The 14584-nt window shown below is 72.4% G+C and carries 18 protein-coding genes; 10 read left to right on the top strand and 8 right to left on the bottom strand.

What is annotated here, in order from left to right; all coding sequences use genetic code 11:
- Positions 1-702 precede the first annotated feature (702 nt).
- Positions 703-1041: a MerR family transcriptional regulator gene (locus ACFC0G_RS04960; RefSeq protein WP_376397355.1), complete on the top strand. Its 339-nt coding sequence runs from the start codon at positions 703-705 to the stop codon at positions 1039-1041.
- 43 nt (positions 1042-1084) lie between these two features.
- Here the strand turns inward: ACFC0G_RS04960 and ACFC0G_RS04965 are convergent, their stop codons facing one another.
- Genes ACFC0G_RS04965 through ACFC0G_RS04975 form a run of 3 tightly spaced genes read right to left on the bottom strand, consistent with a single transcriptional unit; the run spans position 1085 to position 2133 of the window.
- Positions 1085-1255, bottom strand: coding sequence for a hypothetical protein (locus ACFC0G_RS04965; protein WP_376397358.1), 171 nt, complete (start codon positions 1253-1255; stop codon positions 1085-1087).
- Between the two features lie 30 nt (positions 1256-1285).
- Positions 1286-1642 (bottom strand): PRC-barrel domain-containing protein, encoded by a 357-nt coding sequence (locus tag ACFC0G_RS04970; RefSeq protein WP_376397361.1) that lies wholly within the window; start codon positions 1640-1642, stop codon positions 1286-1288.
- Positions 1639-2133, bottom strand: coding sequence for a DUF5994 family protein (locus ACFC0G_RS04975; RefSeq protein WP_376397364.1), 495 nt, complete (start codon positions 2131-2133; stop codon positions 1639-1641). The genes ACFC0G_RS04970 and ACFC0G_RS04975 overlap by 4 nt, the downstream gene beginning before the upstream one ends.
- A 349-nt stretch (positions 2134-2482) precedes the next feature.
- Here ACFC0G_RS04975 and ACFC0G_RS04980 point away from each other — a divergent pair, with 349 nt between their 5' ends.
- Positions 2483-3034, top strand: coding sequence for a DUF5994 family protein (locus tag ACFC0G_RS04980; RefSeq protein WP_376397366.1), 552 nt, complete (start codon positions 2483-2485; stop codon positions 3032-3034).
- Positions 3035-3038: 4 nt separating this feature from the next.
- The gene (locus ACFC0G_RS04985; protein WP_376397368.1) at positions 3039-3284 is read left to right on the top strand and encodes a hypothetical protein; all 246 of its coding nucleotides are present in this window, start codon (positions 3039-3041) and stop codon (positions 3282-3284) included.
- A 372-nt stretch (positions 3285-3656) separates the two neighbouring features.
- Here ACFC0G_RS04985 and ACFC0G_RS04990 read toward each other — a convergent pair whose 3' ends face one another.
- A complete protein-coding gene (locus ACFC0G_RS04990) occupies positions 3657-5078 on the bottom strand; it encodes a DUF1254 domain-containing protein (protein ID WP_376397371.1) in 1422 nt (473 codons plus the stop codon).
- Positions 5079-5355: 277 nt separating this feature from the next.
- On the opposite strand from ACFC0G_RS04990, the gene ACFC0G_RS04995 reads away from it, so the two are divergent.
- Entirely contained in the window at positions 5356-6555 is a 1200-nt protein-coding gene (locus tag ACFC0G_RS04995) for a PP2C family protein-serine/threonine phosphatase (protein WP_376397374.1), read from the top strand.
- Positions 6556-6986: 431 nt separating this feature from the next.
- The gene (locus ACFC0G_RS05000) at positions 6987-7316 is read left to right on the top strand and encodes a hypothetical protein (RefSeq protein WP_376398405.1); all 330 of its coding nucleotides are present in this window, start codon (positions 6987-6989) and stop codon (positions 7314-7316) included.
- Positions 7317-7340: 24 nt separating this feature from the next.
- On the opposite strand, the gene ACFC0G_RS05005 is transcribed toward ACFC0G_RS05000, so the two are convergent.
- A complete protein-coding gene (locus ACFC0G_RS05005) occupies positions 7341-8177 on the bottom strand; it encodes a hypothetical protein (protein WP_376397377.1) in 837 nt (278 codons plus the stop codon).
- 60 nt (positions 8178-8237) lie between these two features.
- Here ACFC0G_RS05005 and ACFC0G_RS05010 point away from each other — a divergent pair, with 60 nt between their 5' ends.
- Positions 8238-9551, top strand: a complete 1314-nt coding sequence (locus ACFC0G_RS05010; RefSeq protein WP_376397380.1) for a hypothetical protein — start codon at positions 8238-8240, stop codon at positions 9549-9551.
- Between the two features lie 18 nt (positions 9552-9569).
- On the opposite strand, the gene ACFC0G_RS05015 is transcribed toward ACFC0G_RS05010, so the two are convergent.
- On the bottom strand, positions 9570-9905 hold the full coding sequence (locus ACFC0G_RS05015) for a YnfA family protein (protein WP_376397383.1): 336 nt from the start codon (positions 9903-9905) through the stop codon (positions 9570-9572).
- Between the two features lie 168 nt (positions 9906-10073).
- Entirely contained in the window at positions 10074-10967 is an 894-nt protein-coding gene (locus tag ACFC0G_RS05020; RefSeq protein ID WP_376397386.1) for an aldo/keto reductase, read from the bottom strand.
- 57 nt (positions 10968-11024) lie between these two features.
- Between ACFC0G_RS05020 and ACFC0G_RS05025 the strand changes: the two genes are divergently transcribed.
- The 3 genes from ACFC0G_RS05025 to ACFC0G_RS05035 all read left to right on the top strand — a co-directional run bounded on the left by ACFC0G_RS05025 (position 11025) and on the right by ACFC0G_RS05035 (position 12649).
- Positions 11025-11696 carry a DNA-binding response regulator gene (locus ACFC0G_RS05025; RefSeq protein WP_376397389.1) on the top strand — a complete coding sequence of 224 codons (672 nt, stop codon included), beginning with the start codon at positions 11025-11027 and terminating at the stop codon, positions 11694-11696.
- 71 nt (positions 11697-11767) lie between these two features.
- Entirely contained in the window at positions 11768-12448 is a 681-nt protein-coding gene (locus tag ACFC0G_RS05030) for a DUF1214 domain-containing protein (RefSeq protein WP_376397392.1), read from the top strand.
- Between the two features lie 12 nt (positions 12449-12460).
- A complete protein-coding gene (locus tag ACFC0G_RS05035) occupies positions 12461-12649 on the top strand; it encodes an antitoxin (RefSeq protein WP_376397395.1) in 189 nt (62 codons plus the stop codon).
- A 195-nt stretch (positions 12650-12844) separates the two neighbouring features.
- On the opposite strand, the gene ACFC0G_RS05040 is transcribed toward ACFC0G_RS05035, so the two are convergent.
- Complete coding sequence (locus ACFC0G_RS05040) at positions 12845-13447, bottom strand: MBL fold metallo-hydrolase (RefSeq protein ID WP_150160163.1); 603 nt, start codon at positions 13445-13447, stop codon at positions 12845-12847.
- A 164-nt stretch (positions 13448-13611) separates the two neighbouring features.
- Between ACFC0G_RS05040 and ACFC0G_RS05045 the strand changes: the two genes are divergently transcribed.
- Positions 13612-14526 (top strand): helix-turn-helix domain-containing protein, encoded by a 915-nt coding sequence (locus ACFC0G_RS05045; protein ID WP_376398408.1) that lies wholly within the window; start codon positions 13612-13614, stop codon positions 14524-14526.
- Positions 14527-14584 lie beyond the last annotated feature (58 nt).

Below are 14584 nucleotides of genomic sequence, written 5' to 3' on the forward strand. Positions count from 1 at the left end.
CAGGAGGGCCCGACCAGCGCACGCTGGTCGGGCCCTCCTGCCGTGCAGGCGGCTCTGCACGTCCTGGACCGGCCGCAAAGCACTAGCTCTCCTCCCGACACGCGAAAATCTATAGCGGCCGGAGTAGACATTGGGTGGTGGCGTGATTATGGTTTCTCTCGTAGCCCAGCGAGACAAGAGGGCCTGGCAGAGACGAACTGCCGGGCAGGAGTACCCGCAGGTGCAGTCGGCAGGACGGTGCGGTGGTGGAGTTCCGAAGCCAGGGTTGTCGCAGGACGGCGACGGGGCTGACGACCGGACCGGGTGGCCCGCAGTGATCAGGGGCCGCCGTGAGCGGGACCGCTGTCATGACAGTGGCGGTACCCGTGAGTGCAGTACGCAGGAGAGCTGTACCAGCGGCACCAGCAGTACACAGTCCCCCGTTGGGTAGCAGTTGATCACCGAGGGAAGAACGGAGGAGCCGAGCGCCATCAGGATCGCCCGGGCGGAAATCTCGAGCCCGGGTACCGCAGGACATCGATAGTGAGGTGGTCTCCGGTCAAGCAACCGCGATCCCCGCGTGCCCGACAGCATCTCGGTCGGGTCGGCGGAAACAGAAGGCCGGTGCAGTATCAGGACCGGCGGATGGTGTAGTAGTTCCTTCGGGGCCCTGGTGCCAGTACGGCACCAGGGCCCCTCAACGCGTTCACCAGAGAGGTGCAAGTGACAGCAGACGACTCCTTCGACCGTCTCGATGACGACGACTACCCCGCCTACACGATGGGCCGGGCCGCCGAGATGATCGGCACCACCCAGGGCTTCCTGCGCGCCCTGGGCGAAGCGCGCCTCATCACGCCGCTCCGCTCCGGCGGCGGCCACCGCCGCTACTCCCGCTACCAGCTGCGCATCGCCGCCCGCGCCCGGGAACTCGTCGACCAGGGCACCCCCATCGAGGCCGCCTGCCGCATCATCATCCTCGAAGACCAGCTCGAGGAAGCCCAACGCATCAACGCCGAGTACCGCCGCGCCGCCGAATCATCCCCTCCGCCGGCCTCGGACTGAGTCGAGTGCGCCCGTCGGCAACGGCGGGGCGGGGCGGGGCGGGTCATCGGACTGGGCGGCGGTGGGCGGAGCGGCGCATGCGCACGGCGATGTAGACGAGGTCCGCCACGAGCAGCACGATGCCGACGACCAGCAGGAAGAGCAGTCCGTCGGCGGTGGCACCGATGATGCCCAGCACGATCGCGATGATGATCAGGGCCAGGAAGAGCGTCATGAGGGCTGCCTCCTCGGTCGGTTGGGGAGCTCAGCGCCGTGCCAGTTGCCGTTCGCCGTTCGCCCCGGGCTCGTAGGGGAGTTCGTAGTGCCGGAAGACCGCTTCCTCGTCCTCGGCGGGAAGTACGTCGTCGGTGCCGATCGAAGGGCACTGCTTCACCAGAGCCTTGTCGTGGGCGACCTTCACATAGCCCGGCCCCACCGTCGCACCGTCCAGGGGGACGAACACCAGACGGTGACGGGTGGGCAGGCCGACCCGGACCGTGGCCATGAACGGCTCGTCGGTGCTGGTGTCGACGTAGATCGCCTCCAGCTCTCCGATCCTGTGGCCCCGCGTGTCCACGACGTCGCGGGTTCGCCACTCACGGATGTCCGCCATCTGCATCATTCCGACTCCTCGCGGTCGGTCACCGGTTCGGGCAGCGTGGCGACGAGGATCTCGGCCGCCTGGGTGACGTTGCCGGCGTCGACCGCACGGGCCATCGCCGCGCGGGCCGCGTCCGCCGTGGTGTGCGGCGGGATCACCAGCAGGGCGAAGTGGTCGTTGTCGCCACGGGTGATGAGGACGGTGTCGTCACCGACGGGATACGAGTCCAGACGGACGACCTGGTCGTCGACGACCAGACGCGTCGGGACCTCACCCCAGGCGTCGGTGTCCAGGCCGACCCTCGCGATGGGGCCGAGGTGGGTGGTGAGCGCCTGGATCAGGGCGGGCAGCTCGGTCGCGACGTCCCGGGAGCGGGGCCACCAGGCGCCGTCGAGGACGCCTTCGCGGGAGTGCGTCGTCTCCAGCCTCAGCAGGGCCGTTCCGGGCCTCGCCGCTCGGTGGATCTCGTCCGGAAGAAGCCCCCGAGGGGTGGGTGTGTCAGATTCGGCCATGGTGGTCCGCCTGCCTGCGCGGGGCCGCCGACACCTCAAAGCCGACGAGAAACCGCCGTGGTCTCACGGTACTCCGGGCGCCCGCGACTCCGGGCCCCGCGACTCCGGGCCCCTCGAATCCGAGCACCCGTCGACTCCGGGCGCCCGGAGACTCGCGCCCGCGAGCATCGGCCGCCGGGCGGTGTTCCCGGTGGGAAATCGCCTGGTCGGACCGGCCCGTTCGGCCACGCGGCGGAGTACGCTGAAGATACCGGGAGTAACCCGAGCACCCGCTCCCACGCGGACGTCGTTTCCGGCGATCAAGACACTGGGCCGCCCTGCAGGGCGGCCCGGGGACGGGTCCGCGATCATGACCACCATCGCACCCCTGCTTTCGGCGCGCCTTTCGCTGACGCCGAAGACCACCCTCGCCGGCCTGTTGGACGGCGCCTGGTGGCCTCGCTCGCGTGACCTCACCGCTGAGCTTCCGCCCTTGGTCGACGCGCTGGAGGAGCACTACGGGCGCATCACGCGCGTCGCGGTGAACCCCGGCCGCTGGCCCGTCGTCCCGCACAAGATTCCCGCCACCGGGCACACCGTGCACGTGGGCTGGTTCACCGAACAGGACGCCGACAAGATGATCCTGCTCTCCTACGCCGTCGGCCGCTGCGACCTGCTGGTGATCCCGCCCGAGACCGAACCCGCCGCAGCCGCCCGGCTCATGACCGCCGCCGCCCTCCCCGGCAGCATCCTCACCGCCGGTGTCCTGATGTCCGACGAAGCCGCCACCGGCCGCCGTATGCGGGACGCCCGAAGCAGCGAGGACTCCTGGGAGACGGACGGAGGGACCGCCCTGGCGCCGCTCCGGCACCCGGTCGTCGGCGCGCGGATGATCCCGCTGCCGAGGGACATGCGGAGGTGACGTCATGGGAACCCTGATCACGCTCGCGGCAGTCGCCCTGCTGATCGTGCTCGGCATGCGCCTGATCCACCGGCTCAACGCCCAGCACGACGCACGCATCGCGGCCCACCACTTCAGTGAACCGTTCCCGGCCGTCTTCCGGCCGCCCGGTCACAGCCCCCACCCGCCGACAGAACGAGACACCTCGACGGGGCAGGACACCTCGACAGGGCAAGCCGCCCCCCGCCGGGTCACGGGCACCTGGCCCTGACCACCTCGGACCACTCCTCCGACCGAAGGCCGCGGGTGGGGCACCCGACACCCGGGACAACCCACCCGCCCGGCCTCTCGCTCGCCGTGGAGGAACCTCGCACCCTGTACCCCCGCGATCTACCCCACCGACACCGCGATCGTGCCCTCGGCCGGACACGCGGAACGCGACTGAGCCGGACTGCCCGACGGCCCGCTGCACTCCTGGCGCGCCCGGCCCACAGCCGTACAATTGAACATGGATCGAGCACTCTCACGTGTGACGATCCGGAAGGGCGGCCTCGGCGGAGTACATGCGCTGGGGCCGTTGTGACGACCGCCGCCATGAGGCCCGCGCACCCCGGGCGCGCCAGGCCGCGCCCGGCCGGGAACGTCAGTCCGTGGTCCTGGTGACGGCCGGGGGGCGCCAGGTGCCGTCGAGGGCGGCGGGGTCGGGCCAGTAGGCGCGGAGGTAGAGCGCGAAGTGGCCGGCGGGGGCGGGGAGCCAGTTGGGCAGGTCCTCCGGGGCCGCGGGCGGGCGGGCTCCGGCGTACAGGGTCAGGGAGCCGTCGGCGCCGAGGCGCAGGCCGGTGTTCTTGGTGCCGAGCGAGTAGCGGTGCAGGTCGTTGCGGTGGAAGAAGTGGTGCTCGTTGTAGAGCGTCACCGACCAGAAGCCCTTCACCGGGGGCAGGGCGCCGGCGGGGAAGGTGAGCGTGTAGCCGTGTTCGCCGGTGAGCGGTTCCCCGGTCGCGTCCTGGTCCTGGTAGAAGTACGTCGTCTCGGTGGGGGCGTTCACGAAGATGTTGGCCTTGCCCATGGCGGTGCGACTGAGGTAGTCGCCGCCGAACGCCGCGCCGTTGCGCTGGGTGCTCCAGTGGTGGTCGAGGGGGACGCCGATGTTGCGGAACTGGAAGAGCTCCTGCACCAGGGTGGCGTTCGCGTCGACCGCCTCCGCCCGGAGCACCTCGGCCGACTGCGGGTCGGCGGCGGCCTCCTCCACGAGGGAGCGGAAGAGTCCGTACAGTGCCTCCTCGCCCGGGCGCGGGGGCACTTCGTCCAGGACGGCGGGGAGGATGTCGAAGAACGTCCTCGGGTCGACCCACTGGGTCTCCTGCTCGCCGCTGGTCGAGTCCCCCGCCGGGTAGGACGGCGCCTGCGACCAGTCGGTGGTGTGCGGCTCTCCGGTGTACTCGGCGAGCGGGTAGGCGACGATCTGGTCGATCAGCGGCTGGACGGCGGCCCGGTCCTCGTCGGTGTCGTTCATGAAGACGCGGGGGATGCAGACGGCGATCCGGGTGTCGAAGCGGAACACGCCCTCGATGCCCGCGGGGACCTCGCCGTCCCATCCGGTCGGCGCGAGCAGGTAGTGGCCCGGCTTGGTGTCGTACATCGCGCCGAGCCGCGCGACCGACTCCGTCCGCTGGTCGACGACCTGGTACACCCAGAACCGGCCGCCGAAGTCGGGGACCTGGATCACCGAAGGGCCGCGCCGCGCGTCGAGGATCCCGAAGCCGTAGACGACGTCCTGATTGGGGCAGGCCACGAGCCGCTCGTCCGGGGTGATGTAGTCGTGCAGCATGCCCAGCGTCCCCGGCGGTCCGACCGGGACCACCCCGCCCAGCAGCCCGGGCGCGGGCACCTGCTCCATGATCGAGAGCCGGTTGTGCATGTTCACCAGCGGCCAGCCCCACAGATAGGCCACCCGGCCCATCGCCCGCAGGTACGCGTCGGTCATCCGCGACCCGGGAACCGGGGGCGCGAGCGCGGCGGAGGAGTCGGAGGGGGCGGCGGCGGAGGTGGGTCCGAAGGGCGACATGGCCCGAACCTACGGACGCCACCCCGCTGCCGCCCTGCTGTGCTGGGCCATATGGGGGACGGCTCCAGGCCGGGCACCGCGTGTGCCGTCGGCGACCTGGGCCTTCTTCGTCGTCCAGACCGACGGCGCTCGTCACGCAGTCCGGTGGAGGGGCGGTCGTCACATGTGGCCCGCCCGGCCGCCGAGGCGCATTCTTGATGACGAGACCCTCGGCGCCTGCGCTCGTACGGCAGCGCCCGACGAGGGTTCCGCAGCCTGCCCGGTGGGAGGCAACTGGATGGCAGCCGGACAGCCCGGGCCTCCGGATCGCTCGGAGAGCTTCGGAGAGGGGCTGCTGGGCGGGCTCGTGGACCGTGTCCACGAGCTGGCGCCCCATCTGGTCGGGCCCGTCCTCGCCGACACGGTGGCCCGGCTGGGGGGACGGGATCCGCAGATCCTGCTCCAGGACTACGGGCAACGGAAGCTGGTCCCCCTCCCGGGCGAAGGGCTGGCGGGCGGCGAACCGCAGTCCATCGACCACTCCGACGCCGGCCGGTGCTTCCTCGCCTCGCGCCCGGTCGAACTCGTCCTGCCCGACGGCGTACGGGTTCTGCTGCCCTTGCTGGACGGGGGCGACCAGGCGGGCATCCTGGCCGTCACCCTGGACACCGTCGACGACGACGACCGCCGCCTGCTGCGAAGGATCGCGGGTCTGATCGCCGGCATGATGCAGACCAAGCACAGCCACACCGACCTCTTCTTCCGCACCCGCCGCAGCGAGCCGATGAGCGTCGCCGCCGAGATCCAGTGGTCGCTGCTGCCACCCCTGTCGATGGTGACGCCGCGCGTCGCCGTCGCCGGCGTGCTGGAGCCCGCGTACGACGTGGCGGGCGACAGCTTCGACTACGCCCTGAACGAGGACACCTTCCACCTCGCGATGGTCGATGCCATGGGCCACGGACTGGACGCGGCCACGATGGCCACCGTGGCCATCGGCGCGTACCGGCACGCCCGCCGGATCAGCATCGAACTGTCCGAGATCTACCTCTTCATGGACCGGGCCGTGGCCGAGCAGTTCGAACCCGACCACTTCGTGACCGCGCAGATGATGCGGCTGGACACCGTCACCGGCCGCCTCCAGTGGGTCAACGCGGGGCATCCGGCCCCCATGCTGATCCGCGAACACCGCGTCGTACGCCGCCTGGACAGCCCCACGACGCTTCCCGTCGGCTTCGGAGGAGCACAGCCTCAGGTCAGCGGCGTGACGCTCGAACGGGGGGATCGCGTCCTCTGGTTCACCGACGGGCTGGTCGAGGAACACGAGAGCGGGCAGGAACAGTTCGGCGAGGACCAGCTGATCGACTGGGTGAATCAGCTGGAGAAGGCGGACCGAGGGGTCCGCGCGGTGGCACGGGACCTGTCCCACACGCTCAAGCGGGCACGTGGCGAAGCCACTTCGGACGACGCCACCCTCGTCCTGGTCGAGTGGCGCGGATGACGCGGGGACGTGCCGTGAGGTGCGGCACGGACAGGGCGGTACGGGCAGGGTAGTACGGACAGGGCGGCACGGGCAGAGCGGCACGGGCAGAGCGGCACAGACAGGGCGGCACGGGCAGAGCGGCACGGGCAGGGCGGCACAGGCAGGGCGGTTCGCCGGGCGAAAGAGGCTGCGCCGGCCCGATCGCGCGGTGTTCCCGGTGGGAAATCGCCTGGTCGGACCGGCTCGTCCGACCACGGAGCGGAGTAGGCTGAAGATACCGGGAGTAACCCGAGCACCCGCTCCCACGCGGACGTCGTTCCCGGCGATCAAGACACTGGGCCGCCCTGCAGAGCGGCCCGGAGACGGGTCCGCGATCATGACCGTCCCCCTCGCACCCCCCGCTTTCGGTGCGCCTGTCGCTGACACCGAAGACCACCCTCGCCGGCCTGTTGGACGGCGCCTGGTGGCCGTGCTCGCGTGACCTCGACGAACCAAGGGACTTGATCATGGCGACTCTCCGCGAGCGACAGGTCTACCGCGAACGGGTCCTGAACGCCCTCTACGAAGCCACCGAAGGCAACCGCCTCCTCGGAGTCCCGGGGCGGAAGCTGCGAAACGACCTTCGCATCCCGGAGGAGGACCTGGCCGCCGCCTGCACCTACCTGGCCGGCGAGGAGCTGATCACCGTCGACTGGGAGCCGGGCAACACACCCGCGATGGTCTCCCTCACGCACCAGGGAATCCGCCGCATGGAGGCCGAAGAGGAAGAACGCGGCTGAGCCGGACGGCCCCCGCACCCGACGTCAGGTCGCCGGCCGGTGCTGGTGTCCCACTTCGCGCGCGAGGTCCAGCCCGAGGACGCGGTCGAGGAAGGCGAACGTCTCGAACTTGGCACCGGCCGGTACGTCGGGGCGCGTCGCCACGGTGACCAGCCCGTCCAGGACGGCGGGTACGCCGAGATCCTCGGCCAGCACGTCATGGGCGTGGCGCAGCACATCGGCAGGGACCGGCCTGGACGGCTCCTGCGCCCAGTCCGCCACCAGCTCCCGCCAGTCGCCCAGCGTCCGCCGGGCCTCGTCGAGCGCCGTACCGGTGAACGTGACCGGCGTGCGGTGAGCGTGGCCGAGCATCAGCAGCCTCACCGCCAGCGGATCGGTCCCCTCCGGGGCGACGGCGTCCAGGAGCCCTGATGCCAGGACGTGGGGTCGGGCACGGTCCGGGACGTCCCTCTCCCGGGATGTCAGGCCGACCCGGCCCACGTCGATGCGGACCCCGCCGACCTCGTTCGGTGCGGCGGGGTCGTACGCGCGGACGTGCACGTCGGCAGCGGCGCAGAGCGTTCCGTTCGGAGGGTGGACACCGGCGTCGGCGGGCGGGTGGACGCCAAGGGCGGACATGGCGCGGCCCAGCGCCTCGGACTGCTCCTGCGGCAGGTCCGGCGTGGTGAGGAACATGCGGGACTGCAGGCCGTGCAGCTCCGCCGTCCGCGCCAGTACGTCACCGACCAGGAGCAGCCGCAGGTCCGTCATGCCGATCCGGGCGTCGCCGGCCGGCAGGTGGACGCAGATGCTCAGGAGATGGCGTCGTACGGAGGGAATCTCCACCAGGTGGCCGGTACGGGCGTCGACGATGCGCAGCATGCTCCGGAGGCTAGTCGTGGAAAGCCCCGGCACCGGGGAGGGTCGGCGCATAATCCTCGGGTGTCCACGAACTCGGTACCGATACCGCCCCGTTCCGGCTCCGGCTCCGTCTCCGTTTCCGGCTCCGTCTCCGACTCCGTCTCTGTTTCCGACTCCGGCCCCGACACCGGCCCCGACTCCGACTCCGACTCCGGAGACGTTCGCGCCTGGTTGTCCGATGATGCGGCGGCCTGGACCGGCGCACGCCCCGGCTCGTGGGCGAGGCCGTTCTGGTCCGTCCTCGCGCTGCTGGTGACGGTCGTCGCCGCGATCGTCACCGAGCCCGCGCCGGTGTGCAGCGACGTGGCGCCGTGCGGAACGGACTGGGTCGGCATGGCGCAAGTCGGCCTGGCCGTCGGCTTGTTGTACTGGTTCGCGCGGCTGCCCGAGCTCGCCCTCGCCGCCGCACCGGTGCTCGCGGTCATCGTGGCGTGGGAGGAGCTCTCCTCCGACGGATGGGTGTCCCGGGCGGCGAATCTGGCGGTCATCGCGGCCCTCGGCCTCGGCTCGGCAGCGTCGTGGGCGAGGCTGGCCGCGCGGCGGAAGCAGCGGCGGCTCGTCGACCGGGTGGACGCCGCACAGGGCCGGCGGCTGGAGTTCGCCGGTCCTGTCGGACGGGGCACGATCCCCGTCGTCGCCGGGCTGCTGCTGTGCGCCGTGGCCGTCGGCGCGATCGTCACGGGCTTGCGCGCCGTCCACGGGGACGAGCAGCAGGCCGCCCGGGCGACGCGTACCGAGGCCGAGGTCACCGGCCGTACGGACTTGTCTCTGCGGGTCCGTACCGATGACGGACGGCGCATCTCCGTCGACGCCCTCTTCCCCGAGGACTATCGCCTCGGCACCCGGGTGGTGGTGCTGGAGGACGAGAAGTGGCGGCGGCTGGTCGCCGAGCCGTACGACGCGCTCGGCTGGCAGCTGCTGGGCCTGGCCGGCGGACTGCCCGGGCTCTCGTTGCTGACGACGGGACTTCTGGCACGTCGGCGTGGCACCGCGCTGCGCCGCGGACCGGTGCCCGCCCTGCGGGTGCTGGAGCGGCTGGACGAGGAGGGCCGGACCTGGGTCTACGCGGCCGACGACCCCGCCGGGAGCACACCGCTGCTCGTCTGCGCCTGCGTGCCGGTGTCCCGGGACGTGGAGGAGCGGGTGGGGGCCGATTTGCATGAGGCCGTCATGCTCGGCGCGCCCTACGACGGTGCCGAGTTGGCCTTCGTCAGCAGGGCAGTCAGGGCAGCGACGGCAGCGGAGGGGACGACGGAAGGGCCGCTCTTGGTGACCCGCACCTTCACCCCTGCCCGCGTGCCCCCGACCGGGAAGGGGCGCCCGCAGGGGGCCTGAGCCGGTACTCCTGACGCGTCAGTGGCTGCGGGGTGCGTACATGATCACGGCCATGCCGGCGAGGCAGATCAGGGCGCCGATGACGTCGTAGCGGTCGGGGCGGTAGCCGTCGGCGACCACGCCCCAGGCGATGGATCCGGCGACGAAGATGCCGCCGTAGGCGGCGAGGACGCGGCCGAAGTTGTCGTCGGACTGGAGCGTGGCCACCACCCCGTACAGACCGAGCGCGATGACGCCGGCGCCGATCCAGATCCAGCCCTTGTGCTCGCGGATGCCCTGCCAGACCAGCCAGGCGCCGCCGATCTCGAAGAGTGCGGCGACGGCGAAGAGGGCGAGGGAACGAGCGACGGTCATGCCGCCGACCCTAGCGGCGGCCCTGGCGGCGGCCTTGGCGGCGGCCCTGTCCGTGGGCCGACGCCGATGCGCGTCGGCCCCCGTGGACGCACCCGGACGTCCGGACGCCCGGGTGTCACACGGCGCGAGGGCCCCAGCCCCGCGCCCGAACCGGCTGCCGGGTGCCGTTCACGCCGTCGCGGCGGTCAGTTCGGTCAGGTCCTCCTCGGTGAGGTGGAGGGACGCCGCCGCGATGTTGTCCTCGACGTGTGCCGGCGAAGAGGTGCCGGGGATCGGGAGGACCACCGGCGACCGGGCCATCGTCCAGGCCAGCTTGACCTGTTGGGGGGAGGCGCCGTGCCGGGCCGCCACGCGGGCGAGCGGCTCGGTCGGTTCGGGGCGGCCCAGGGTCTCCAGAGAGAAGAACGGGACGAAGGCGATGCCCTGCCGGGTGCAGGCGTCGAGGACCGTCTGGTCCTGGCGGTGGAAGAGGCCGTACATGTTCTGTACGGCCGCCACCGGGGCGATGCGCTGGGCCCTGGCGAGCTCGTCGGTGGTCGTGTTGCTCAGGCCGAGGTGGCGGATCAGGCCCTCCTCCCGCAGGGCGGCCAGTGCGCCGAAGCGGTCGGCCAGTGAGTCGTCCGCCTTGTCCGCCTCGCTGTCCTGCAGGCGGAGGTAGACGAGGTCCAGGCGGTCCCGGCCCAGTTCCCGCAGCGTGCGGTGGACGTGCGCCGCCAGCTCGCCGGGGGTGGCCTGGGCGCCCCAGCTGCCGTCGGGGTGCCGGACCGGGCCGACCTTCGCCGCGAGGACCAGGTCGTCGGGGTACGGGTGCAGGACGCTGCGGATCAGGCCGTTCGCCGAGAGGTCGCCGTGGAAGTAGAACCAGGCGGTGTCCAGGTGGTTCACCCCGAGGTCGACGGCTCGCCTCAGGACGGCGGCCGACGTCTCCGGGTCGTTCGCCGGGCCGCCCAAACTGCTCGCCGGCAGCCTCATGGTGCCGAAGCCCATGCGGGCGACCGGGAGGTCGCCGCCCAGGAGGTAGGGAGAGGTGAGGGGTGGTCGGGGCGCGCTGTGGGTGGTCATGAGGCCCGATCCTCCGGGGCGCTCCCGCCTCGGGCGAACTCCTGGCAGCTTGGTGCCATGACGACGACCGGGATCGTGACCCTGCGGGGCGAGGCCGAGCTGGTACGGCGCGCGGGCGCCCTCTTCGACGGGGTGCGGCGGGAGTTCCTGTGCGTCGCCGGAGACCTCGGTACGTGGTCGGCGGCCGCGGCCTCGGGCGTGCGGCGCTCCCCCGCGCCGGGGCTCGTGGTGCGCAAGCTGTACGGGCCCGGTGTCTTCGTGGCCCCCGGCGGCCCGGAGCTGCTCGACCGGCTCGCGGCGGCCGGCGCGGAGGTCCGGATCTCGCCCGCGCCGCCGGCCCACGAGGCGATCGTCGTCGACGGGCGCCTGGCGGTTCTCGCGGCCCCGCGGTCCGCCGCGGGCGGAGTCCGTACGTACAGCGTCGTCCAGGAGCCGGGCGCCGTGGCCGGGGTCCGGGCCCTGTTCGAGACGGCCTGGGAGACCGCGACGGACCTCGCCGCGTACCGCCGTCGCCCGTTTCCTCCGCTCGGCGGCGACGATCGGGCCGTGCTGCGCTCCCTGGCCACCGGCCACACGGACGAGACGGCCTCCCGTCTCCTCGGGGTGTCCTTGCGGACCTATCGGCGCCGGGTCGCGTCCCTGATGACCGCCCTCGACGCCCGCTCCCGCTTCCAGGCCGGTCTGCGGGCCCGCGAGATCCTCGGCGACGGCGGCCTTTCGGACGTCTGAGGAGGCCGCCGGGCCCTGGTGGCTGGACACGTGGATGCCTCGTCAGGCGGGGCGGCGGAGTCGCGTCTAGCGTGGTCGGCTTCCGCACCCTCGACCCCGACCCCATACGGGCCAAGGCCCTCGTCGACGCCGTCCGCATCCACCCGTACGGCGACGAGAGCGCCACGACCCGGCTGGTCTCCCCGGAGGGCCGTCCCTGGTCCGGGGACCAGCCGGGCGGTCTGGAGTACTGGGAGCGGCTGCACGACATCTACCAGCGCGAGACCGTCGACGAACGCGACCGGTTCTTCCTCGCCATGCTGAAGCAGCTCGGCATCGAGAAGGGGAAGCCGTTCGCGCCCGACGAGCGGCTGGTCCGCATCCTGACCCGGGCGAGCGCGGTCGGCGAGCTCATGGCGAAGACGAACTCCTTCGCCAAGCGCTTCCCCGGTGCCCGCTACTGGCCCGACCGGCAATGGGACCTCGTCCAGATGATGGACCGCTCCGACCAGCGGGGTGACCGCGGTTCGCGCGACGACGAGCTGGTGTACGAGGACGACGGCTCCGTCCTCCTCCACTTCGGGCCCGAGCCGCCCGCGTCCGGCGAGACGAACTGGGTGCAGACCGTCCCCGGCCGCCACTGGTTCGCCTACACCCGCTTCTACGGGCCCCTGGAGCCGTACTTCGAGCGGTCCTGGAAGCTCGGCGACATCACGTCTCCAGATGCGGAAGTTCCGCATGGCCGCGATGCTGGGGGCGTCGGCTTTTCATGAGGAGGACACGCAATGTCCATGCTCGACAAGCTCAAGGGCATGCTCAAGGGCCATGAGGACACCGCACGTCAGGGTGTCGAGAAGGCGGGCGACGCCATCGACGCCAAGACGGGCAACAAGTACGCGGGCCAGGTCGATACGGCCCAGCAGAAGATCAACGAGCAGCTGGGCACGCAGGAGCAGCCACCGGCCAAGGAGTAGCCCGGCCGGGGACTGGCCCGGCCAGGACTGGCCCGGCCAAGGAGTAGCCCGGCCGGGGACTGGCCCGGCCAGGACTGGCCCGGCCAAGGAGCAGCCCGGCCGGGGAGTAGCCCGGCCAGGAGCGGCCCTCCGCCCGAACGACCGACGAGGCCCCGGGGCAGTCCCCCGGGGCCTCGGTCGTTTCTGTCCGCTGTGTCAGCGCGGCGCCGTGTCGTCCGCCGGGAAGGCCGGGCCGTGGCCGGGGACGATGACGTCCGCGGCGGCGAGCACCCGGAGTCGGGAGTCGCGCAGGACCGTGTGGTCCGGGGCGACCGGGTCGTCCACGGGGCCGTTCGGCCGCCACCACAGGTCGCCCACGAAGGCGACGACGTCCGTGTCGGTGCCCGCGAGGAGCGTGATGTCCTCGCGGCTGTGGCCGGGCGTCCGGATCAGGCGGAGCGACGGGGTGAGTTCGTAGCCCTCGGCGTCCCGGTCGGTCCACTGGTCGTTCTCGTAGATCGCGTGGTGGTCGTGGACGCGCGCCCGGCCGAAGAGGCCGACGTTCATGGTGTTGTCCGGGTGGTGGTGGCTGAGCACGACGTCGGTGATGTCGTCGGGGCCGAGGCCCAGTTCGGCGAGCGGGCCGAGGATCCGGTCGCGGCCGGCGACCATGCCGGGGTCGACGATCACGTGCCGGTCGCCGTCGTGCACGTAGGAGACGGTGGCGGCGACCCCCGGGCCGGTGGAGAGGGTGTAGCCGGTGGTCAGGACCGTGTAGCGGGCGGTGCGGCCGCGCAGTGCGTCGTCGTTGGTGTTCATGGACCCAAGTCTTCGCTTCCGGCGGCCCCTTCACGAGTGGCCGTGCTGCCACCGATCGCGTGAATCGTGCCAGCCGGGCCGGCCGGTCCGGCCCGGGGCCGTGCCACACTCCTGGAGTGCCGCCCTTCGTGACCGTCGCCGCCTACGCCCCGCCCGGCGTCGGCATGCTCGGCGCCGGCATCGTCTCCGAGGTGTTCGACTTCCGCGGACAGGGCCTGCCGCGCTTCGACTTCGCCCTCTGCACCGACCGGCCCGGCCGGGTCCGCACCGATGTCGGACTGCCGCTCGTCGTCGAGGACGGCCTGGACCGGCTCGCCTCGGCCGACCTCGTCATCGCCCTGCCCTGGGCCGACTTCCGTACGCCCCCGGCACCCGCCGTGCTCGACGCGCTGACCACCGCCCACGGGCGCGGCGCGCTGGTCGCGGCCCACTGCGTCGGCGCCTTCGCGCTCGCCGCGGCCGGGCTCCTCGACGGCCGGCGGGCGACCACCCACTGGCGGTTCGCCGGCCTCCTCGCCGAGCGCCACCCGGACGTCACCGTCGACCCCGACGCCCTGTACGTGGACGAGGGCAGCGTCGCCACGGGCGCGGGCGCCGCCGCCGGCTTCGACCTGTGCCTGCACCTCCTGCGCCGCGAGTACGGCGCCACGACGGCCAACGCCATCGCCCGGGACCTGGTGCTTCCCTCCCACCGGGACGGCGGCCAGGCCCAGTACCTGGCCACCCCCGTACCCGAGGACAGTCAGGACGAGCGGCTCTCCGAGGTCCTCGCCTGGGCCCGGGAGCATCTCCACGAGCCGCTCCCCGTCGCCGAGTTGGCCCGCCGGGCCCTGATGAGCCGGCGTTCCTTCGCCCGCCGGTTCGCCGCCTCCACGGGGACCACCCCGCACGCCTGGCTGCTCGGGCTGCGCCTCAGCCGCGCCGAGGAGCTCCTGGAGACGACGGACCTGCCGGTCGAGGAGATCGCCCGCGCGGTCGGCTTCGGCAGCGCGGCCGTGCTGCGCGCCCAGTTCGTCCGCCGCCGGGGCGTCCCGCCCCGCTCGTACCGCCGGTCCTTCACCCGCACGCCCGCCGGCTGAGGCCCGGCCGAGGCCCTTGCTGAGGCCGGTGCTGAGGCCCGGCCGAGGGGTCGCCTGG

This window comes from Streptomyces sp. NPDC056169 (assembly GCF_042268445.1).
Classification (GTDB): Bacteria; Actinomycetota; Actinomycetes; order Streptomycetales; family Streptomycetaceae; genus Streptomyces.